The organism is Piscinibacter sp. PDB5-1, assembly GCF_056676035.1.
Window position 1 is genome coordinate 407387 of record NZ_JBWVZL010000005.1, and the last position, 21017, is coordinate 428403.

Sequence of the window (21017 nt, forward strand, 5' to 3'; positions counted from 1 at the left end):
GACGATCCCCCGGGGGGATGCGGGTCGGCTTGGGAGCGGCCCGGTGCTCGGCCCGCGTGCTCATGCCGCCCGCCGATCTGCAGGTGGCGCGGCGGCCCAGTGGGCACGAAGCCCGTCCACCACGGCCAGCGCCGACATCAAGCCGTCTTCGTGGAAGCCGTAGCGCGTCCACGCCCCGGCGAACCAGGTGTGGGCGACGCCCTGGATCGAGGGCACGCGCCGCTGCGCGTCGATGGCGGCGAGGTCGAACACCGGGTGCGCGTAGTCGATCTCTCGCAGCACCGTCTCGGGCCGCGGCGCGCGGGTCGGGTTGAGCGACACGACGACTGGCGTGCGAAAGGGCAGCGGCTGCAGGCGGTTCAGCCAGTAGTGCAGGCACACGGCCGATTGCTCGCGCGATACCTCGGGCGCGCGTTCGTAGTTCCACGCCGCCCAGGCCAGTTTGCGGCGCGGCATCAACGAGGCGTCGGTGTGCAGCACCGCGCGGTTCGGGTGGTAGCGGATGGCGCCCAGCACGGCGCGTTCGGCCTCGGTGGCATCGACCAGCAGCGCGAGCGACTGGTCGCTGTGGCAGGCCATCACGACCTCGTCGAAGCGTTCGGTGCCGACGTCGGTGCTGACCAGCACGCCGCCGTGGCCGCCGTCGCGTGCGCTGGCTGGCGGAATGCGCCGCACCTGGCGCACCGGCGTGTTGAGGCGCGCGTCGGCGATGCGCGGCAGCATCTTCTGCACGTAGTGGCGCGCGCCGCCGACCACCGTGAACCAGCGCGGCCGCTGGCTCACCTGGATCAACCCGTGGTTGTGGCAGAAGCGGATCATCGTGGCGATCGGGAAGCGCAGCATCTGGTCGGTCGGGCACGACCAGATGCAGCCGATCATCGGCAGGAAGTACCAGTCGCGGAACTCGTCAGAGAAACCCTGCGCGGCCAGGAAGTCGCCGATGGGCTGCTGCAACTGGGACTCTTCACCGCGCTCGGCGATGGCCGTGGCCAGCGTGTTGAAACGCAGCACGTCGCGCAGCATGCGGTAGAAGCGCGGCCGCAAGAGGTTGCGGCGCTGCGCGAAGACGGTGTTGAGGTCCGAGCCGCTCCATTCGAGCCCGTCGGACTGCACCGAGAACGACATGTCGGTGGCCGAGGTCTGCACGCCCAACTCGGCAAACAGCGCGATCAGGTTCGGGTAGGTGCGCTCGTTGTAGACCAGGAAGCCCGTGTCCACGCCATGCGTCACACCTTCGAGCGTCACATCGACGGTGTTCGTGTGTCCGCCGAAATAGGCGCCCGCCTCGAACAGCGTCACCTGCGCCTGCTCGGCCAGGCGGTAGGCGGTGGCCAGGCCCGAGATGCCCGAGCCGATGACGGCGACGCGCTTCATGCCACCACCTCGGCGCAGCCCGTCGCCAATGAAAACGGGACACCCCCGGTGAGGGAGGCGTCCCGTGCAAGAAAGACCGCTGAACAGCGCCCCGAAGCGAAGGAGGGAGGGAGGAGGGAGGAGGAGAACCGCTCCGGGATTTCAATCGGCGAGGCCGAAAGGCTGTGCAGCGTGAAAAAGGGGTGAACTGGGTTCAGCAGGGTGGCGCCCTCGGCGCCGTTGTGTTCCTCGTCAAGGTAAGCCTGGAGATCGTCGCCAACAAGACCCGACCCTGCCTTGAGGAAGGACAAGCCAGCAACCGACGCCTCAACTCTGACACCCCGCTCCGTGCCGAGTTCCGCAAGCGGCGCGTCAAGAAATGTTGCTGGCATGGGCGTCTCCGGAGGAGGGTTTGAACCGATGAGTTGAAATATATACCAAGCAGTTCATTTGTGCATCAACAAGTTTTTATCTGGCCTGGCCGGATATCTCTACGGCCCATGCCGCTGTCTGGATGCACGGTGCGCCGGCGGGGAACCCCCGGCCCTGTGCCGCGTCTGACTTGTCACGCCTTTGAAAGACTGCGGGCACCCCCCGCCGACTAGAATTCGCGGGCTTAACACGAGACAACACCATGCTGTATCCCGAACTCTTCAAGCAGCTCGAAGCTGTGCGTTGGAACATGGACAAGGACATCCCCTGGGACAAGTTCGACGCCAGCAAGCTCACCGAAGAGCAAGCGCAGACCATCAAGATGAACGCCATCACCGAGTGGGCGGCGCTGCCGGCCACCGAGATGTTCTTGCGTGACAACCGCGACGACAGCGATTTCTCGGCCTTCATGAGCGTGTGGTTCTTCGAAGAGCAGAAGCACTCGCTGGTCCTGATGGAGTACCTGCGCCGCTTCCGCCCCGACCTGGTGCCCACCGAACAAGAGCTGCACGAGGTGCGCTTCGAGTTCGACCCGGCCCCGGCGCTCGAAACCCTGATGCTCCACTTCTGCGGTGAGATCCGCCTGAACCACTGGTACCGCCGTGCGTCCGAGTGGCACTCCGAGCCGGTGATCAAGGCGATCTACGAAACCCTCGCGCGCGACGAGGCGCGCCACGGCGGCGCTTACCTGCGCTACATGAAGCGTGCGATGCAGAAGTTCGGCGACGAGGCCAAGGCGGCCTTCACCAAGGTCGGCGTGCTGATGGCCAGTGCCCGCCGCACCGCGCAGGCGCTGCACCCGACCAACCTGCACGTGAACGAGAAGCTCTTCCCGCGCGACACCATCCAGAGCCGCCTGCCCAACCCCGAGTGGCTGGAGCAATGGCTGGACAAGCAGATCCAGTTCGACTCGGTCTGGGAAAACAAGGTCGTCGATCGCATCCTGCACAACCTGAGCCTGCTGATGGAACGCAGCTTTGCCAGCGTGCAAGAGCTGAACCGCTACCGCAAGGAGGTGGCCGCTGCGGTGGCCGCCGCCGCCAAGCGGCAGCAGCCGGGCGCGGCGCCGGCCTGACCGGGTCCGCCCGACACGCAGCAAAAAAAGCCCGCTTCGAGCGGGCTTTTTTTCGTCTGTCCGGTGGCTGCTGTCGGTCAGCCGGCCTTGCGCGCGTTGTCGGCCTTGCGGTCGGCCAGCACCTTCTGCACCGATGGGCGCGTGCCGAGGAACTGCGTGTAGGCCTTGACGTCGATGCCGGCGTTGGCGAGCAGGTCTTCCTGGTAGATCGCGGTGGTTGCGCGCACGACCAGCGGCAGGTGGACCCAGGCCGCGCAATCGGCCTGCGTGAAGGTGCCGCCGGCCACGAAGGGCGCGAACTTCGCCAGCCGCTTGAAGCCGGCGATGTTTTTCTCAAGCAGCTTGCGCACGCGCGCCGCGTTGCCTTCGCTGATGCTGCCGCCGAAAAAGGCGGCCCCGTACAGCTCGCGCGCGACCAGTTCGAGGTGCAGCTCGAGGAAGGTGGTCAGCTCGCGCACCTTGGCGGCTTGCCACGGGTCGCGCGGCAGCAGCGCGGGTTCGGGAAAAGCCGCCTCGATGTATTCGACGATGGTCTGGCTTTCGCACAGCGTGCCCTGCGGCGTGCGGATGAACGGGATCTTTCCCAGCGGCGATGCGCACAGCACCTCTTCGTCGGTGCGGCCGGTGTCCACACGTTCTTCGGTGAAGGGCACGCCTTTTTCGAGCAGGGCGAGCTTCACCTTGTTGTGGTAATTCGAGATGGTCGAGCCGCACAGCGTGATCATGGATGGCTTGGCAGAAGCAGAAGAGGCCACGAGTCTAAAGACCCGGGCCGCGTGCGCGCAGGCACGCGCGCGACAATCCGCGCATGGTTTCCTTCCTCGACAAGCTCTGCAGCGCCGCGCAGCTCGACGCGCGCCTGGCCGCCCTGCCGCGTCCGCTGGTGTTCACCAACGGGGTGTTCGACATCCTGCACCGCGGCCACGTGACCTACCTTGCCGAGGCGCGCGCGAAGGGCGCGAGCCTGGTGATCGGGCTCAATAGCGATGCGTCGGCGCGCCTGCTCGGTAAGGGCCCCGACCGGCCGCTCAACGCCGAAACCGACCGCGCCTGCGTGCTGGCCGCGCTCGAGAGCGTGAGCCTCGTGACCTTGTTCGACGAGCGCACGCCCTGCGAACTGCTGAAGCGCGTGCGCGCCGACCTCTACGTCAAGGGCGGCGACTACGACATGGAAACGCTCGAAGAGACCCGCCTCGTGCGCAGCTGGGGCGGCGAAGCGCTGGCGATCCCGTTCGTCGAAGGCTTCTCGACGACGGCGCTGGTGCAGCGCATCCGCGGCTGAGCGCTGCGCCCGGCGTTGCTCAACGCCGATTCACGAGCGCGATGCCGGCCACCACGCCGGCCAGCGCGAGCAGCAGCCGCAGGCTCACCGGTTCGTCGAGCAGCCACACGCCGGCCAGCAGGCCGAACACCGGTGTCAGCAGCGTGAACGCCGACAGGCGCGTCGCCGGGTAATGGCGGATCAGCCAGAACCACACCAGGTAGCTCGCGAACACGACGACCACCGTCTGGAAGGCGAGCGAGCCCCAGGCCAGCGCGGACAGGTGCGCCGACCACACATCGCCGTGCGCCAGCGAGCCCGCCACCAGCAGCACGCCCGACACACCGAGCTGGTAGGCCAGCGTCTTCTCGGGCGCGGCCGTCGCCAGCCGCGTGGCGCGGATGGTCAGCGTGGTCGCCGCCCACAGCACGGCGGCCAGCACGCCGAGCGCGTCGCCGACCCATTGCGACGGCCCAAGTGCCGGCTGCGTGAAGCCTTCGCCGAAGGCGACGGCCACGCCGGCGAAGGCGATCACGAGCCCGGCGAGTTGCGGCGCGCCGAGGCGCTCGGCGCGGGCGATGAAGTGCATGCCGGCCGCCACGACGAAGGGCGCGAGGTAGATGAAGACGATCATCCGCGAGGCGCTGGTGAAGCGCAGCCCGAGGAATATGCAGGCGAACTCGGCCGCGAACAGCGCACCGGCCAGCAGGCCGGCGGCGAGCGTGCCGTCGCGCTCGAACAGAGGGATGCGCCGCCACGCGGCCCAGGCCAGCACCAGCAGCACGCCGCCGAGCGATCGCCACGCCGCCTGCACCAGCGGTGGCACCTCGCCGAGGATGGCCTTCACCGCCGACTGGTTCAGCCCCCACAGGGCGCTGCACACGACGAGCGAGACCACCGCCAGCGTGTCGAGGTGCGTGCGGCGTTCAGACATGCGGGGTGCCCTTCGATGAGGCAGCCGATGTCGGCGCGAGCCAGCAGGCGCCGGCCGCGCACAGCGCCCCGGCCACGCTGCCGGTGACGTGCGCGAAGGGCGCGATGCCGATGTCCCAGCCGGCGGCGTGTTGTACCGCCCCGCGCCACGGCGTTTCGAGCAGCAGCTTGAACGCCATCACACCGAGCACCGCGGCGCCGAGCCAGCGGTCGCGGCGCGAGCCACGCACCAGCAGGTGCACCGCGATGGCCGCCACGCCGGCGTGCAGCACGCCCGACAGTCCGCCGTAGTGCTGCAGCGCCGGCTGCCACGCGAGCGCGATGTGCGTGAGCGGCCACGCGACGAACCACGCGAGGGCCAGCCGCCCCGGCGCCGCGCTGCGGGCCCCCAGCGCGGCCACCAGCCCCAGCCCCAGCAGGTTGGCCGCGAGGTGGCCGAAGCTCAGGTGGACGAAGGCCGCGCTCCAGGCGCGCCACGGCTCGGCCAGTGCGCGCGTGGGTTGCCAGTCGAGGGCCGGGTCGGGCAGCGCCAAGGCCATCAGCGAGCCCAGCCCCAGCAGTGCCGCCAGCGCGATCCAGGCCGCGCCGGGCCGCGCGATCAAGCGGCCGATGGAAACACCTCGCGCCACACCGCCAGCACGGCGTCGCGGTGCTGGGCCATCTCGTCGGGGTCGAATTGCGTGGGGCGTTCGTCGAGGCGCGCCCTGTGCTGGGCACGGCGCAGCTCGCGGTAGGCGTCGGCCGCCGCGTGGCCCACACCGGCGCTCAGCAGACCGCAGGCTTCGGCGCGCTGCAAGAGCGCGATGTTGCCGACGTTGTCGAGCAGCTCGGGGTGATGCGCGCTGTGCGCGAGCACGAGGCATTGCACGGCGAACTCGGCGTCCATCATGCCGCCGGGGCTGTGCTTCACGTCGAACAGCTGCGCGGGCGCCGGGTGGGCGCCGCGGACGCGCTCGCGCATCGTGGTGATCTCGTTGCGCAGCGCGGCGAGGTCGCGTTCGGCGGACAGCACGCTGCGGCGCACGGCTTCGAAGCGCGGGGCGAGCGTGGGGTCGCCGGCGCAGAAGCGCGCGCGTGTGACGGCCTGGTGCTCCCAGGTCCACGCGGTGTTGCTGCCACGGCCCTTTTGATAGTTCTCGAACGAGGCCATCGACGTCACCAGCAGGCCCGAGTTGCCGTTGGGGCGCAGTGCGGTGTCGATGTCGAACAGCTCGCCGGCGGCCGTGCGCATGGTCAGCCAGCCGATCAGCTTGCGCACGAAGGCGGCGTAGACCTCGGGCGCCTTGTACGGGTCGGCCTCGTCGCTGTCGTCGTACAGGAAGACCAGGTCGAGGTCGCTGCCGTAGCCCAGCTCTTTGCCGCCGAGCTTGCCGTAGGCGATGACGGCGAAGCGCGGCGCGTCGCGGTGGCGCAGCTTCAGGTGCATCCAGGCCCAGTCGATCGCGCATTGCAGCGTGGCGTCGGCCAGCGCCGAGAGGTCGTCGGCGACCTGCTCGACCGTGATGTGGCCTTCGACGTCGCGCACCAGGGTGCGGAAGACCTCGGCGTGGTGCGCGCGGCGCAGCGTGTCGAGCAGCGATTCTTCGTCGGCCTGGCCGGCGCGCTCCCAGGCTTCGTGGCGCGCGTCGAGGTCGCCGATGTAGCCCTCGCGGTCGAAGCGGCTGTGCAGCAGGCGGGCATCGGCCAGCTCGTCGATGACGCCCGGGTGGCGCATCAAGAACTGCGCCGGCCACTTGGCCAGGCCCAGCAGGCGCAGCAGGCGGTTCTGCACCTCGGGGCGTTCGACCAGCAGCGCGAGGTAGCTCTCGCGGCGCATCAGTGGCTCCAGCCAGTCCACGAAGCGCGTGGCGGCTTCGAGCGAACACTCGCCGCTCTCGACGCCCCGCGCGGCACGCTGAATCAAGCGCGCCAGGCGCAGCTTGCTCTCGTCGCGCAGCAGGCGGATGCGCGGGTGCTCGCACCAGCGGCGCACGCGCTCGCCCAGCAGGCCGGGCAGTTCTTCGAGGAAGGCCTCGCTGTCCACCGGCTGGGGCGGTGCGCCGCAGGTCTTGCAACCGCCCGAGGTCGCCGGGCGCGGCGACTGGCCCTCGTGCAGCAGCGAGTCGAACTCCATCGCGACAAACTCGCGCGTCTCGCACAGGCCTTCGAGCAGTTCGCAGGCTTCTTCTTTGCAGGTGAGGCCCATGCTGCGGGCGATCCATGCCAGGTCGGCATCGACCGTGGGCAGCAGGTGCGTCTGCTGGTCGTCGAGAAACTGGATGCGGTGCTCGACGCGCCGCAAGAAGGTGTAGGCCTCGGCCAGTCGCTCGGCGCTGGCAGGTTTCATCAGCCCGCTGGCGGCGAGTTTGCTCAGGGCCTTCAGCGTGGACCGCGTGCGGATCTCGGGAAACTGCCCGCCGCGCACGACCATCAGCAACTGCACGATGAACTCGATCTCGCGGATGCCGCCGCGCGACAGCTTCACGTCGTTGGCGCGTTCGGGGCGGCCGGCGGCGCGGCGCTGGGCTTCGTCGCGCACCTTGCGGTGCAGCTGGCGCAGCCCTTCGAACACGCCGTAGTCGAGGTAGCGGCGGTAGACGAACGAGGTCACGGTCGAGCGCAGTGCGAGCGCGCGGCCGCTGGTGACGCTTTCGCGCGGGGCGACCACGCGGCTCTTGAGCCAGGCGAAACGCTCCCACTCGCGGCCTTGCACGAGGAAGTACTCCTCCAGCATGGCCAGGCTCACGACCGGCGGGCCGGAGTTGCCGTTGGGCCGCAGCGCCAGATCGACACGGAAGACGAAGCCGTCGTCGGTGGTGTCGCCGATCAGCGCGTACAGGGTGCGCACCACGTGCGAGAAGTATTCATGCGCGCTGATGACCTCCGGGCCGGCGGTCTGGCCGTCGTCTTCGTAGACGTAGATGAGGTCGATGTCGGACGACACGTTCAGCTCGCGTCCGCCCAGCTTGCCCATGCCGACGACCCAGAAGTCGATGCGCTGGCCGGCCTCGTTGAGCGGGGCGCCGTAGCGCGCGTCGTGGTCGATGAAGGCCTGCTTGACGGCGCGGTCGAGCGTGGTCTCGGCCAGCTCGGTCATCGCCAGCGTGATGTCTTCCATCGCCGCGCCCTCTTCGATGTCGAGCACGGCCAGGCGTTCGAGCACGAGTTGGCGCGCCACCCGCAGGCTGCTGGCGAGGCCGCGGCCGCCGGCTTGCAGGGCGTCGATCAGGGCTTCGATGCGTTCACGGCGCGGCAGGCCGGCCGGCAGCAGGGCGCGTTCGGTGTCGAAGCGGCGGCGCACGCGCTGCACGAAGCGGCTGTGGTCGGCACGCGCCGGGCCGGCCAGGGGCACAGGTGTGGACAGGGGCTGCGCGCCGGCGGAGGCGGATTCAGAATCCATGGGTTGACGCGTGGGTCGGTGGGGCGTTCGCTTCGGCTGAACCCCATGCCAGCCTTGCGATGCGGCCGGATTCTGCCGCACAACGTTCACATACGCTGAAGGGGGATTCCCCCGCCGCCAGCGCCGATTGCCGGAGAGTTCACGCGATGTTGATTGCTGCACTGCAAATGGTCTCGACCCCCGACCTGGGCCGCAACCTGGACGCCGCCCGGCGGCTGATCGACGAGGCCGCGCGCGCGGGCGCCCGGCTCGTCGCGCTGCCCGAGTACTTCTGCCTGATGGGCCACAAAGACGAAGACAAGCTCGCCATTGCCGAAGCGCCGGGCGAGGGGCCGATCCAGCGCCTGCTGAGCGAGGCCGCCCGCGCGCACGGGCTGTGGCTGATCGGCGGCACCTTGCCGCTCCGGGTCGAGGGCGATGCACAGCACGTGTTCAACGCGAGCTGCGTGTACGGCCCCGACGGCACGCTCGCGGCGCGCTACGACAAGCTGCACCTCTTTCGCTTCGACAACGGCCGCGAGCGCTACGACGAAGGCCGCGTGCTGCGCGCGGGCGAGGCGCCGGTGACCGTCGAGGCGATGGGCCTGCGCGTGGGCTTGAGCGTCTGCTACGACCTGCGCTTTCCCGAGCTGTACCGCGCGATGATGACGCCGCCCTGCGACCTGATCGCCGTGCCTTCGGCCTTCACGCACACCACGGGCCTCGCGCACTGGGAGTTGCTGCTGCGCGCGCGGGCCGTCGAGAACCAGTGCTACGTGATCGCGCCGGCGCAAGGCGGTCTGCACGAGAACGGCCGCCGCACCTTCGGGCACAGCCTGGTCGTGGACCCGTGGGGCGAGGTGCTCGCCTGCCGCGACGAAGGCGAGGGCGTCGTGCTCGCCGAGTTGGACACGGCGCGCCTGGCGGCGGTGCGCCAGCAGCTGCCGGCGCTCGCGCACCGGCGCTTCTGACGCCGACCGGCTCAGCGCGAGCCGAACATCATCTGCTTCGCCAGCCGTGACTTCACCGGCTTCAGCGCCTGCAGCGCCGCCATGCCCAGGCCCCGCGCCGCGCCGGCCCCCGGCAGGCGCCAAGTGAAGCTGCGGGCGAGAAAGTCGGTCGCGGCGATCATGGCCCAGCGGTCGGGGCCGCGCTGCCACTCGAGGGTGCGCAGCGCGCGCGTCACGTCCGAGCGCGCGAGGGCATGCACCAGGCTGTAGGCGTCGCGCAGCCCGAGGTTGAGTCCCTGGCCCGCCACCGGGTGCAGCGTCTGCGCCGCGTTGCCGATGCGCACGATGCGGCCGTCGGTCAGGCTGCGCTGCGCACTCAGGCCGAGCGGAAAGCGCTTCAGTGGCGACAAAGCCGTCAAGCGCCCGACGCGCTCGTGGAAGACCGTGTTCAGCACGGCCAGGCGTTGGTCGTCGTTCAGGTCGGCCACCGGGTCGTCGCCGGTCGCCACGCACCACACCAGCGAGGCGCGGCCATCGCGCAAGGGCAGCAGTGCCGCCGGCCCGTGGCGGGTGAAACGCTCGAAGGCGACGCCGGGCAGCGGCCGGTCGAGCGTGACGGTGCCGACCCACGCGGTCTGCTGGTAGTCGTGGCGCCACGGGGCGCGCTGCGTGGGCGAGACCGTGCTGCCGGGTTGCTCGGTGAACACGCCGCCTTCGGCGACCACGGCGATGTCGAAGGCTTCGGCGATGCCGGCATCGACCTCAACCCCATCTTGGATCGGTTTGAGCGCGCGCACCGGCGTGGCGAAGCGGCTGTGCAGGCGGCTGGGCTCGGCTTGCACGGCGTGTTCCCACGTGCGCTGCAGGGGCGCGACGATGGCGCCGTAGCTCAGCACGGCGCCGAGCATGTCCACGCCTTCGTCGGCGGCGCGGATGCACACCTCGGGCTCGCCGAGCCAGTCGCCCAGCACACCGCCGAGTGAAGGCGGCTGCTGCGACACATGCACCTCGGTGATGGGCTGGGCGGCCTCGCCGTGCCAGGCCCCGAGCCGCTGAAGCAACTGCACACTGCCGAGCGACAGCGCGAGCGTGCGCGGGTCGGCCGACACGTCTTGTTCGGCCGGGCGTGCATCGAACAGCGTCACCTGGGCAGAGGGCAACGACCGAGCGGCCCACAGAGCCAGCGCCAGCCCCACCGGGCCGGCGCCGACCACTGCCATCCGCAGGCCCGCCGACGCGGTTCGTGAAGCCGCTGCCGCGGACGAGTTGGAGGTACTGGAAGAGGTCGTCATGGCAGCGCATTTTGCGCCTGTGGTGCGATCTGTGACGGAATCGACGTTTTCAGCGCTGGCGCGGCTTTGCGCTTGATTTTGAGCAGTGGTTTGCCCCGTGAATAAGGGGTCGGGAACAGGGGCCGACCCCCGACAGCGGGGGGGCAAAAAAAGGGGCCGGCCGGACACACTTCGTCTCAATTCGCCGCAGCGTTTTTTTGAGCGGCCGACACGAGAAAAAAGTTGGAGTCCTGCATGAAATTCAAGTCGTTCCTCGCCACCTTGGCCCTTCTCATTGCTGCGCCGGCCGCTTTCGCGCAAAGCTGCACCAGCACCACCTCGCTGGGCACCTTGACCACCGCCGACACCGCATTCGGCAACTGGTTCACCCGCGCGCAGCACTTCAACGACTGCTACACCTTCACGCTGGGTGCTGGCAGCGACGTGTCAGGCCTGACCGCAGAGCTCGACCTGTCGATCAAGTTCGACGTGGACATCGACGCGGTCACCCTGATCGGTGGCAGCCTCGGTTCGGGCCAGTCGCTCACTGCCGAGACCGGCGAATTCGAATTCGACAACCTGGCCGCTGGCGTCTACCGCCTGATGGTCTCCGGCGACGTCACCCGCGTGGCGAGCTGGGGTACGCTGCTCGGCGTCGGCTACCTCGGCACCATCTCGGCCACGCCGAACTTCGTCGCCGCCCCGGTGCCCGAACCCGAAACCTACGCCATGCTGGCCATGGGCCTCGGCATCGTGACCTGGGTGTCGCGCCGCCGCCGCCAAGCCTGAAGCGAACGATCGCGCTTCCCTTTCAAACGGACCCTTCGGGGTCCGTTTTTCTTTGGGCGTTCGAGATCGCCCACCTATGATCGGGCCCTTCTTTGGAGGCACCGGAGATCGCCATGGCCCTGATGGATTTCATCAAGAAACAGTTCATCGACGTTCTGGAGTGGACCGAGTCCGGCGACGGCGTGCTCGCCTGGCGCTACCCGATGTCGGGCAATGAAATCCAGTACGGCGCATCGCTCACGGTGCGCGAGTCGCAGATGGCCCTGTTCATCAACGAGGGCAAGGTGGCCGACGTGTTTGGCCCCGGCATGTACAAGCTCAGCACGCAGACCCTGCCGGTGCTGACCTACCTGAAGAACTGGGACAAGCTCTTCCAGAGCCCGTTCAAGAGCGACGTGGTGTTCTTCAGCACGCGCCAGCAGATCGACCAGCGCTGGGGCACCACGCAGCCGGTCACCATCCGCGACAAGGACTTCGGCGCCGTGCGCCTGCGCGCCTTCGGCAACTACGCCTACCGCGTGGTCGATCCGAAAAAGTTCTTCACCGAAATCTCGGGCACGCGCGACACCTACCCCGTCGCCGAACTCGACGGCCAACTGCGGGGCCTGATGCTGCAGCACATCAGCGATGCGGTCGCCGGCAGCGGCATCGCCTTCCTCGACCTGGCCGCGAACCAGGTGGCCTTCGCCAAGGCGCTGCTCGACGCTACCGCGCCCTCGTTCGAGGCGCTGGGCCTCAAGCTCGAAGGCGTGACGGTGCAGAACGTGTCGCTGCCCGAAGAACTGCAGAAGATCCTCGACCAGAAGATCGGCATGGGCATGGTCGGTGGCGACATGGGCAAGTTCATGCAGTACCAGACGGCCCAGGCCATCCCGAAGTTCGCCGAGGCGGGCGGCGCGGGTGGGGGCGGCATCGCGGGTGACGCGATGGGCCTGGGCGCCGGCGTGGCACTGGGCCAGGTGATGGCGCAGCAGCTCGGCCAGGGTCTGCAAGGCCAGGCTGCTGCTGCGCAGCCGGCCGCCCCGGTGGGCGTGCGGCCCGACGAGGTGATGGCCACGCTCGAAAAACTGGCCGACCTGAAGGCCAAGGGCATCCTCACGCAAGACGAGTTCGACACCAAGAAGGCCGAGTTGCTGAAGAAGCTGGTGTGACGCCGGCCGTGTGCGCTGGGCGCGTGAAGCGCCGGGCGCTTGCCGTGGGTCGGGGCGCGCTGGGCGGCCTCGGCTGTTGATTGCCCTTCGTCGCGCGCCGACCCTGCTTCCTTGGCCACCGAACCGTCTCCCCAACGCGCCTACCGCGCCGCGTGCCCGAACTGCGGCGCGCCGGTCGAATTCCACTCGGCCGCGTCGCCCTTTGCCGTGTGCAGCTTCTGCCGCAGCACCGTGGTGCGCGAGGGCGACGCGCTGCGCAAGATCGGCCAGAGCGCCGAACTCTTCGAAGACCACTCGCCCCTGCAGTTGCACGCGGCTGGGCGTTATCAGGGCGAGGCTTTCACGCTGGTCGGGCGGCTGCAGTACCGCTACGGCGAGGGCACGTGGAACGAATGGCACGCCTTCTTCGACAACGGCCGCAGCGGCTGGCTGTCCGAAGACAACGGCCGCTACGTCTTCGGTTTCGAGCAGCCGCTGAGCGAGGCACCGCCCGCGCCCGACGCCTTGCGTGTTGGCGCGCCGCAAACGGTGGCGGGGCGGGTGTGGAGCGTGGCCTCGGTGACCGTCGCCCGGCTCATCGCGGCCCAGGGCGAGTTGCCGCACCGCCCCAACACCGAGCGGGGCTTTGTCGTCGCCGACCTGCGCAACACGCAGGGCGATGTCGGCACGCTCGACTACAGCGACCCGAAGGCGCCCACGTGGTCGGCCGGCCGCTCGGTCACGCTGGCCGAACTGCAGATGAGCGGCCTCGCCGATGGCGGCGATGGACAAGGGCCGGGCCTCGCCAAGGCCTTGCGCGGGCGCAGCATCGAATGCCCGAGCTGCGGCGCGTCGCTGCAGATCCAGCTGTCGACCACGCAGTCGGTCGTGTGCGGGCAGTGCCACGCGGTGGTGGACGTGTCGCAAGGCGTGGGCGGCGACCTGACCCACTACGCGCAGGCCAACGGCATGCAGCCGCAGATCCCGTTGGGCACGACCGGCCGGCTCGCGCTGGGCGGGCCGGAGGCGCCGTGGCAGGTGGTGGGGTACGCCGAACGCTGCGAGGTCGCCAGCGACGAGGACGAGCAATCGTTCTGGCGCGAGTACCTGCTCTACAACCGCGAGCAGGGCTTCGCCTTCCTCGTCGATGCCGAAGACGGCTGGAGCTGGGCCGTGCCCATCACCGGCGTGCCCGAGGCGAGCGGCGCCAACGTGAGGTACCAGGGCGCGCTCTACCGCCCGCTCTACACCTACAGCGGCAAGACCACCTACGTGCTGGGCGAGTTCTACTGGAAGCTCGAACGCGACCAGGCCACGCACAACACCGACTACCGAGGCACCGGCAAAGAGTCGAGCCGGCGCCTGAACCGCGAGCAGACGCGCAGCGGCGAGACCGAAGAAGTCGTCTGGTCGGCCGGTGACACGCTGACGGCCGACGCGGTGCTGAAGGCCTTTCGCCTCGCGCCCGACCAAGCCAGCACGCTCAAGCGCGACGCCCTGCCCACCAGCAGCAGCTCGGGCGGCTTGCTGGCCAAGGTTTTCTTCTGGGGCTTCGTGATCGCTGTCATCTTCATGGTCACGCGCTGCGACGACGACGACTGCGATTCGCTGCGCGACACCTACGGCGCCTCGTCGCTCGAATACCAGAACTGCCGCAACGCGCAGCGCAGCAGCGGCGGTTCTTCCGGCGGGTTCTCCAGCGGCGGCTTCCACAAGTGAGTGCTGCGATGCCTGCTGCTGCCCTTTCATCCACGATTTCGTTCAGGAGGTTTTCATGATGACCCTCGAATGGCTGCGGCCGGCCGCGTTCTTCGGCTCCATCCTCTTCGCCCTGGTCGGCGTGCTCGTGTTCTGGATCAGCTTCGTCATCATCGACAAGCTGACGCCCTACGACCTGTGGGGCGAGATCGTCGAGAAGAAGAACGTGGCGCTGGCCATCGTCGTCGGCGCGATGTGCATCGCCATCGGCTTGATCATTTCGGCCGCCGTTCAAGGATGACGCTGCGGTGACCTCCGCCGTGCCGGTGCCGGCCGAGTCTCCTCGCATCAAGCCCGCCGAAGTCGCGCTGCTGGCGTCGGTGTTCCTCGTCGCGGCCTGCGGGCTGGTGTACGAGCTGGCCGCCGGGGCCTTGGCGAGCTACCTGCTCGGCGACTCGGTGCTGCAGTTCTCGACCGTCATCGGCACCTACCTATTCGCGATGGGCGTGGGCTCGTACCTGTCGCGCTTCTTCGAGCGCCAGCTGGTCGCGCACTTTTTGCGCATCGAGCTGCTGGTCGGGTTGATCGGCGGGCTGCTGCCGGCCGCGCTGTTTGCCTTGCAGACGCTTGCGGCACCGTCCTTCCGCATCGCGCTCTACGGGCTGGTGATGGTCGTCGGCACGCTGGTCGGGCTTGAGATTCCGCTGGTGATGCGCATCCTGAAGCGCTACTTCAAAGAGCGCTACCCGCTGAACGACCTGGTGTCGCAGGTGCTGACCTTCGACTACCTCGGCGCGCTGGCGGTGTCGGTGGCCTTTCCGCTGCTGCTGGTGCCGCACCTCGGGCTGGTGCGCACCGGCGCGTTCTTCGGTCTGCTGAACGCCGGCGTGGCCCTGTGGGCGCTGTGGCTCTTTCGTGCCGAGGTGCGGCACGTGCGGGCGCATGCGTTCGCCTGCTTCGCGGTGATCGCGGCGCTGACGGCGGCGCTCGCGGGCGCGCAGCGCATCAGCACCTGGGCTGAAGACCAGTTCTATGCCGACCACATCGTCTACAGCGAGACCAGCGACTACCAGCGCGTGGTCGTCACCAGCAGCCCGGTGGGTGTGCGGCTCTTCCTGAACGGCAACCTGCAGTTCCACTCGCGCGACGAGTACCGCTACCACGAGGCCCTGGTGCACCCGGCGATGGCCGCACACGGCGCGCCCAAGCGCGTGCTGGTGCTCGGCGGCGGCGACGGCATGGCGGTGCGCGAGGTGCTCAGGCACCCGGCGGTCGAGCACGTCACGCTGGTCGAACTCGACCCGCACATGACGCGCCTCTTCTCGCAGCAGCCGCTGCTGCGCCAGCTCAACGGCGACGCGCTGCACGCGCCCAAGCTGCACATCGTCAACACCGATGCCTTCGCCTGGCTCGAAGCCAGCGACGCGCTGTTCGACGTCATCGTGATCGACTTTCCCGACCCGACCAACTTCGCCATCGGCAAGCTCTACACGACCAGCTTCTTTCGCCTGATCGACAAGCAGCTCGCGGCCTCGGGTTACGCGGTGATGCAGACCACCTCGCCGCTGGTCGCGCGCAAGAGCTTCTGGACCGTCGCCACCACGATGGAGGCCAGCGGCCTCACCGTCACGCCGTACCACGCGCACGTGCCGAGCTTCGGCGAGTGGGGCTTTCTGATCGCGAGCCGCCGCCCGTATCGCCCGCCCACCGCCTTGCCGGCGGGGCTGCGCTTTCTGACGCTGGAGGGCTTGCCGGCGCTGTTTCAGTTTCCGCCCGACATGGCGCGCGTGCCGGCCGAGGTGAACCGTTTGTCGAACCAGGTGCTGGTGCAGACCTTCGAGGACGAATGGGGCCGCGTGCACCAACCGTGACCGGGCGCCTGTGGACCCGCCGCGCCGCGCTGGCCGCCGTGGCCGCGCCGCTGCTCGCGTGCGAGCGCCCGGGCGACCTGCGCGGCGGCTGGGTCGGCGCCTCGCACGAGCGCGGCCACCGCCTGCGCGAGTTGCGCAAGAGCGGCAGCCTGCCGGCACCGGCCGTGCAGCGCCGCGCCGAGGTGCTGGTGGTCGGTGGCGGCATCGCCGGCCTGGGCTGCCTGCGCGCGCTCGCGCAGGCCGGTGTTCACGACGCGCACCTGGTCGAACTCGAAGACAGCCCCGGTGGCAACAGTCGCGGGCACCAGATGGGCGGCATGCGCTGCCCGCTCGGCGCGCACTACGTGCCGACGCCCGGCGACGCGGCCGAAGAGGTCATCGAACTGCTCGAAGCGCTGGGCGTCGCGCGCACCGAACACGGCCCCCGCGTTTACGACGAACGGCACCTGTGCCACAGCCCGCAAGAACGCCTCTTCTTCGACGGCGAATGGCACGAGGGCCTGGTGCCGCCCGTCGCCGGCCAGCGTGGCACCCGCGAGGCCTACCAGCGCTTCGGCCGCCTGATCGCCGGCCTGCGCCGCGACCTCGGCTTCGCCATGCCCAGCGCGCGTGCGCCGTGGACGCCGGCGCACCAGGCGCTCGACGCGATCACCTTCGCGCAATGGCTCGACGCGCAAAGCCTGCACGACCCGTTGCTGCGCGCCTACCTCGACTACTGCTGCCGCGACGACTACGGCGCCGGCGTGCAGGCGGTGTCGGCCTGGGCGGGCCTGCACTACTTCGGCAGCCGGCACGGCTTTCACGCGACCGGTGACGACGGCGACGAGGCCGAGCAGATCCTCACCTGGCCCGAAGGCAATGCCTGGCTGGCCGAGCGCATGGCCGCGCCGCTGGCCGCCCGGCTGCACGCCGGCCGCGTGGCGCTGCAGGTGACCGAAGCGCGCCACGAGGTACAGGTGGACGTGTGGCACGAGGCCGCGAGGCAGGTCGAGCGCTGGACGGCCTCGCAGGTGGTGCTGGCCACGCCGCTGTTCGTGTCGGCGCGCCTGCTCGCGCAGCCGCCCGCCGCGCTGGTGGCTGGGGCCGCACGCGTGCCGCACGCGCCCTGGCTCGTCGCCAACCTGCAACTCGCGCGGCCCTTGCGGGTGCAGCGGGGCTTTCCGCCGGCGTGGGACAACGTCATCCACGGCAGCGCCTGGCTGGGCTATGTGGACGCCATGCACCAGAGCACGCGCCCGCACGCCGGGCCGACCGTGCTGACCGCGTATTGGGCGCTCGGCGGCGCGTCGATGGCCGACAACCTCGCCGCGCGCCAAGCCCTGATGCAGCGGCCGTGGTCGTTCTGGGCGGAGTCGCTGCTGCGCGACCTGTCGGCTGTGCACGCCGACCTGCCGGACAAGCTCGAACGCATCGACCTCATGCGCTATGGCCATGCGATGGCTGTGCCCATTGCGGGTCTGCGCGGGGACGACTCACTGCGCGCGCTGGCCGCGGCACCGGGCCGCGTGCACTTCGCGCACAGCGACCTGTCGGCGTACTCGGTTTTCGAAGAGGCCTTGTTCCAAGGCCATCGAGCGGCCCGAGACGTTCTGCGCAAACGCGCTTTCTGATCCCGCACCGCCGCAATTTCGTGGGAGTGGTCATCGGCCGCAAAGCCGCGCCGTTGCTGGGTTTGCGCGCTGCGGTGCAGCAATTCGAGCAAACCCTCTCTGTCACCAATGACAGGTTGCGAAAGGCCGGCACGGCCACTATTGTTGGAGCCTTCCCCAAGCGTGAAACCAGCTCCAGTGGGCGGGGGCATCGCCAGGGTCGGCAGACCGGCCTTCGCGATGCTTCCCTCCATGAGCGCCACGGCCTACGAGGCTTTGGCGGACTCTTGTCGGTGCCGGCGTGCGGTGTCTGCCGCACCTCCCGAGCATCCCTTTGTGCCCCGCACGTGGGGCCTGACGACGAGGAGACAACATGCTCGCTGCTCAATGCGTCTGCGGCATCCTGCAGGCCGAACATTCGGTGATTCGCCAGACTGTTTCGACCCTCGCCGACCTGACGCATGGCAAACGCTGGCGAGAGCCGGGGCGCGAGCTGAACCACCTCAAGGCCCAGGTACAACACCTGCGCGTCTATGACCGGCTCTTCCACGGCCCGAAAGACAAGCACCTGTGGCAACCGCTGTGGGGCCGGTCCGACGAAGCCGACCTGCTGCTCGGCAGCCTCGAATACACCCACGAGCGCAACGCCGACCTGCTGTGGCACGCACTCACGCAGTTGCACGCCATTGAGCAGGGCGAGTCGCAACTGGCCGCCGACTTCGTTCTCACGCTGCGCCGCCATCGCCTGGGCATGCTCAAGCAGATGGACATCGAAGAGCACGACCTGCTGCGTCTCGCGCGCCACCTGCTGCGCGAAGACGAATGGGCGGGCATCGCCTCGCTGATCTCGTCGGTGTCGTGCCCTGACGGCACGGCGTACCACTTCTCGGTCGTCGAAGACGACGTGGCCCTGATGCACCGCGCCGACGACGAGCGGGCGCGGGGCCGCCACCCCGGTGCCCACGCGGCGCCCCAGCTGGAGCCGCTGCTGCCCCCCGCGCCCACGGCGGCCGGGGCCGCGCTGTGGTCCCCGGCCCTCGCCGTGCGCCCCGAATAGCCTCGCCGGTTGCACGAGTACGGGGAAAGGCCCTCGCGGCCGAAGCCCCGCCCCCCATTGCCCCATTGGGCAGAAGGGGCTTGCGAACGCCGTGAGTCGTTCTATCCTTGGCTCGAAGCTGGCGAGTCCGCCGTGGCTGCGTGTCACGAACCGCGTGTGAAAGCGGTCTCGCTTCTTCTCTTGGAAAGAGAGAGAGAACGCTCATGGTCACGCCCGTCAATGACGCGATGGAGTTGCGAGGCAAGGTCCTGTACATCGAGGATCAAGAGGTCAACCAGCTTCTGGTCGAGGCGATGCTGGCGCCGTTTCCCGGCGTTCACCTGATCCTGGCCAGCACCGGCGCCGAGGGCGTGCGCCTGGCGCGCAGCGAGCGGCCCGACCTGGTGCTGCTCGACATGCACCTGCCCGATTTCGGCGGGCTCGAAGTCGTGCGCGAACTGGTTGAAGAAATTTCCAGCGGCCTGAAGATCGCGCTGCTCACCGCCGACACGCTGTCGATGGACATCATCAAGGCGATGAGCCTCGGTGCCTTCGAGTACTGGGTCAAGCCGCTGACCACCAAACAGTTGCACGACGGCTTGCGCCGTGCGTTGGTCGGGGCGGTGGCCGCACCGAAGTGATCCGCCCCCGGGCAGGGGTGCCGCCTGCGGAGCGGCCATGGGCGGGCCGCTCCTAGAATTGCGGCCATCTGCGCGGGTGGCCTTGGCGTGCCCGCGCTTTCTTTTGCGCCCATGCCCCTGTGCCTTCCCAAGAACCGATCGGTCGCCTGAGCGCCGCCATACAGCGTTACGGACTGCCCGTGTTCGCCGGGCTGGTGCTCGCGCTGTTGTGGGGTGTTTCGCTGTCGCTGCTGACGCTGCAAAAGCAGCGCTTGATCGAAGAAAGCCGGCGCGAGCTGGGTTTCATGAACGACGCCGTGGCCCAGCACACGACCGGTGTGCTGCGTGCGCTCGAAAGCGACCTGCGCGTGCTGGACCTGTGGTTGCAGCACCACCCCGACGCGAAGCCGCTGAGCGACGCTCGCCTGCACGCCATGGCCGACCAGATGCGCCTTGCTTCGGGCGGCCTGACGGACCTGCGCTTCGTGTCTGCCGCTGGCCAGCTCTACGCGCTGCCCAGCGCAGGCGCGCCCGGGCCCTCCGACGTCAGCGACCGCGAGTACTTCACTGCGCAGCAAGCCTCGCCCGACTCGACCCAACCCGCCCCGCTGCACGTCGGCGTGCCGGTCAAGAGCCGGGTCTCGGGCCGCTGGGTCATCCCCCTCAGCCTGCGGCTCACCCGTCCCGTCGACGGCTTCTCGCTGCTGGTGGCGGTGATCGAGCTCGAGCGCATCACCGCTTTCCATGAGGGCATGCGCTTCCGGCCCGAGGGCACGATCGTCTTGCTGCGCCGAGACGGCGCGGTGCTGTCTCGCACGCCGTTCAACGAACAGCTCATGGGGCGCAGCACGAGCCACACGCCGATGTTCATCAACGAATACGGGCACAAGCAGCGTGGAACCTTCTTGTCCGACGGGGTGGTGAGCGATGGCGTGCCGCGCGTCGTGAGCTACCGCCACCTCGACAGCCACCCGGTCATCGTGCTTGTCACCCGTGAAACCCAGCAGGTGCTGTCGCAATACCTGACGCGCCGGCCGATGATCCTCGGCGGGCTGACGGTGGTGTCGGCGCTGCTGCTGGCCCTGGCGGCGGCGCTGTACCGCTCGCAGCGCCGGCTCTTGCGCATGCAGGGCCAGCTGCGCCACCTGGCTGCCACCGACGAACTCACCGACGTGCTCAACCGCCGGGCGCTCAGCGCCGAGGCTGAGCGTGAACTGGGGCGTGCACGACGCACCGGCCGGCCGATGGCGGTGCTGGCACTCGACCTCGATCACTTCAAGCGCATCAACGACGAGCATGGCCACGCCGAGGGCGACCGTGTGCTGCGCGAATGCAGCGCGCGCTGGCAGGCCGTGCTGCGCGCCCACGACCTGCTCGGCCGCCTGGGCGGCGAAGAGTTCTGCGTCGTGCTGCCCGAGACCGACGCCGATGCCGCGCGCCAGGTGGCCGAACGCCTGCGCCTCACCCTTGCGGACCTGCCTTTGCGCAGCCTCGGCCGGGCAGTCACGACCAGCATCGGCCTCAGCCTGGTCGCGCCCACCGACGCGCGGTGGGACGACGCCCTCGAACGGGCCGACCGTGCCCTCTACCAGGCCAAGGCGAGTGGCCGCAACTGCGTGCGCGAGCACCTCGCGTGACGCGCCGCGGCGGC

Annotated in this window: 19 protein-coding genes; 12 read left to right on the forward strand and 7 right to left on the reverse strand. The window is 69.2% G+C overall.

What is annotated here, in order from left to right; translation table 11 throughout:
• Positions 1 to 60: 60 nt before the first annotated feature.
• On the reverse strand, positions 61 to 1374 hold the full coding sequence (locus AC1KAT_RS20780) for an NAD(P)/FAD-dependent oxidoreductase (protein WP_480328978.1): 1314 nt from the start codon (positions 1372 to 1374) through the stop codon (positions 61 to 63).
• Complete coding sequence (locus AC1KAT_RS20785; RefSeq protein ID WP_480328980.1) at positions 1371 to 1745, reverse strand: hypothetical protein; 375 nt, start codon at positions 1743 to 1745, stop codon at positions 1371 to 1373. Before AC1KAT_RS20785 ends, AC1KAT_RS20780 begins: the two co-directional genes overlap by 4 nt.
• Positions 1746 to 1987: 242 nt before the next feature.
• Here AC1KAT_RS20785 and AC1KAT_RS20790 point away from each other — a divergent pair, with 242 nt between their 5' ends.
• On the forward strand, positions 1988 to 2860 hold the full coding sequence (locus AC1KAT_RS20790; RefSeq protein WP_480328982.1) for a ferritin family protein: 873 nt from the start codon (positions 1988 to 1990) through the stop codon (positions 2858 to 2860).
• 77 nt (positions 2861 to 2937) lie between these two features.
• Here AC1KAT_RS20790 and AC1KAT_RS20795 read toward each other — a convergent pair whose 3' ends face one another.
• Entirely contained in the window at positions 2938 to 3585 is a 648-nt protein-coding gene (locus AC1KAT_RS20795) for a glutathione S-transferase family protein (protein WP_480328984.1), read from the reverse strand.
• 83 nt (positions 3586 to 3668) lie between these two features.
• On the opposite strand from AC1KAT_RS20795, the gene rfaE2 reads away from it, so the two are divergent.
• A complete protein-coding gene (gene rfaE2 / locus AC1KAT_RS20800) occupies positions 3669 to 4142 on the forward strand; it encodes a D-glycero-beta-D-manno-heptose 1-phosphate adenylyltransferase (protein WP_480328986.1) in 474 nt (157 codons plus the stop codon).
• 19 nt (positions 4143 to 4161) lie between these two features.
• Here the strand turns inward: rfaE2 and AC1KAT_RS20805 are convergent, their stop codons facing one another.
• The 3 genes from AC1KAT_RS20805 to glnE are packed head-to-tail and all read right to left on the reverse strand — an operon-like array spanning position 4162 to position 8433.
• The gene (locus tag AC1KAT_RS20805) at positions 4162 to 5055 is read right to left on the reverse strand and encodes a DMT family transporter (protein WP_480328988.1); all 894 of its coding nucleotides are present in this window, start codon (positions 5053 to 5055) and stop codon (positions 4162 to 4164) included.
• Entirely contained in the window at positions 5048 to 5656 is a 609-nt protein-coding gene (gene rrtA, locus AC1KAT_RS20810; protein ID WP_480328990.1) for a rhombosortase, read from the reverse strand. The genes AC1KAT_RS20805 and rrtA overlap by 8 nt, the downstream gene beginning before the upstream one ends.
• Positions 5653 to 8433, reverse strand: coding sequence for a bifunctional [glutamate--ammonia ligase]-adenylyl-L-tyrosine phosphorylase/[glutamate--ammonia-ligase] adenylyltransferase (gene glnE, locus AC1KAT_RS20815; RefSeq protein ID WP_480328992.1), 2781 nt, complete (start codon positions 8431 to 8433; stop codon positions 5653 to 5655). Before glnE ends, rrtA begins: the two co-directional genes overlap by 4 nt.
• A 146-nt stretch (positions 8434 to 8579) precedes the next feature.
• On the opposite strand from glnE, the gene AC1KAT_RS20820 reads away from it, so the two are divergent.
• Positions 8580 to 9383: a carbon-nitrogen hydrolase family protein gene (locus AC1KAT_RS20820; RefSeq protein ID WP_480328994.1), complete on the forward strand. Its 804-nt coding sequence runs from the start codon at positions 8580 to 8582 to the stop codon at positions 9381 to 9383.
• Positions 9384 to 9394: 11 nt separating this feature from the next.
• Here the strand turns inward: AC1KAT_RS20820 and AC1KAT_RS20825 are convergent, their stop codons facing one another.
• Positions 9395 to 10582: an FAD-dependent monooxygenase gene (locus AC1KAT_RS20825; protein WP_480328996.1), complete on the reverse strand. Its 1188-nt coding sequence runs from the start codon at positions 10580 to 10582 to the stop codon at positions 9395 to 9397.
• A gap of 306 nt (positions 10583 to 10888) precedes the next feature.
• Here AC1KAT_RS20825 and AC1KAT_RS20830 point away from each other — a divergent pair, with 306 nt between their 5' ends.
• From AC1KAT_RS20830 to AC1KAT_RS20870, 9 genes are all read left to right on the forward strand, one after another.
• Positions 10889 to 11422 (forward strand): FxDxF family PEP-CTERM protein, encoded by a 534-nt coding sequence (locus tag AC1KAT_RS20830; RefSeq protein WP_480328997.1) that lies wholly within the window; start codon positions 10889 to 10891, stop codon positions 11420 to 11422.
• 113 nt (positions 11423 to 11535) lie between these two features.
• Positions 11536 to 12573, forward strand: coding sequence for an SPFH domain-containing protein (locus tag AC1KAT_RS20835; RefSeq protein WP_480328999.1), 1038 nt, complete (start codon positions 11536 to 11538; stop codon positions 12571 to 12573).
• Between the two features lie 111 nt (positions 12574 to 12684).
• A complete protein-coding gene (locus AC1KAT_RS20840) occupies positions 12685 to 14271 on the forward strand; it encodes a DUF4178 domain-containing protein (protein WP_480329001.1) in 1587 nt (528 codons plus the stop codon).
• Positions 14272 to 14329: 58 nt separating this feature from the next.
• Positions 14330 to 14551, forward strand: coding sequence for a DUF350 domain-containing protein (locus AC1KAT_RS20845; protein ID WP_480329222.1), 222 nt, complete (start codon positions 14330 to 14332; stop codon positions 14549 to 14551).
• 7 nt (positions 14552 to 14558) lie between these two features.
• Positions 14559 to 16121 carry a polyamine aminopropyltransferase gene (locus AC1KAT_RS20850; RefSeq protein WP_480329003.1) on the forward strand — a complete coding sequence of 521 codons (1563 nt, stop codon included), beginning with the start codon at positions 14559 to 14561 and terminating at the stop codon, positions 16119 to 16121.
• Positions 16118 to 17731 carry a flavin monoamine oxidase family protein gene (locus tag AC1KAT_RS20855; protein WP_480329005.1) on the forward strand — a complete coding sequence of 538 codons (1614 nt, stop codon included), beginning with the start codon at positions 16118 to 16120 and terminating at the stop codon, positions 17729 to 17731. The genes AC1KAT_RS20850 and AC1KAT_RS20855 overlap by 4 nt, the downstream gene beginning before the upstream one ends.
• Positions 17732 to 18083: 352 nt before the next feature.
• A complete protein-coding gene (locus tag AC1KAT_RS20860) occupies positions 18084 to 18767 on the forward strand; it encodes a hypothetical protein (protein WP_480329007.1) in 684 nt (227 codons plus the stop codon).
• Between the two features lie 203 nt (positions 18768 to 18970).
• Entirely contained in the window at positions 18971 to 19387 is a 417-nt protein-coding gene (locus tag AC1KAT_RS20865; RefSeq protein WP_480329009.1) for a response regulator, read from the forward strand.
• A 119-nt stretch (positions 19388 to 19506) separates the two neighbouring features.
• Complete coding sequence (locus tag AC1KAT_RS20870) at positions 19507 to 21003, forward strand: sensor domain-containing diguanylate cyclase (protein ID WP_480329011.1); 1497 nt, start codon at positions 19507 to 19509, stop codon at positions 21001 to 21003.
• Positions 21004 to 21017: the final 14 nt, after the last annotated feature.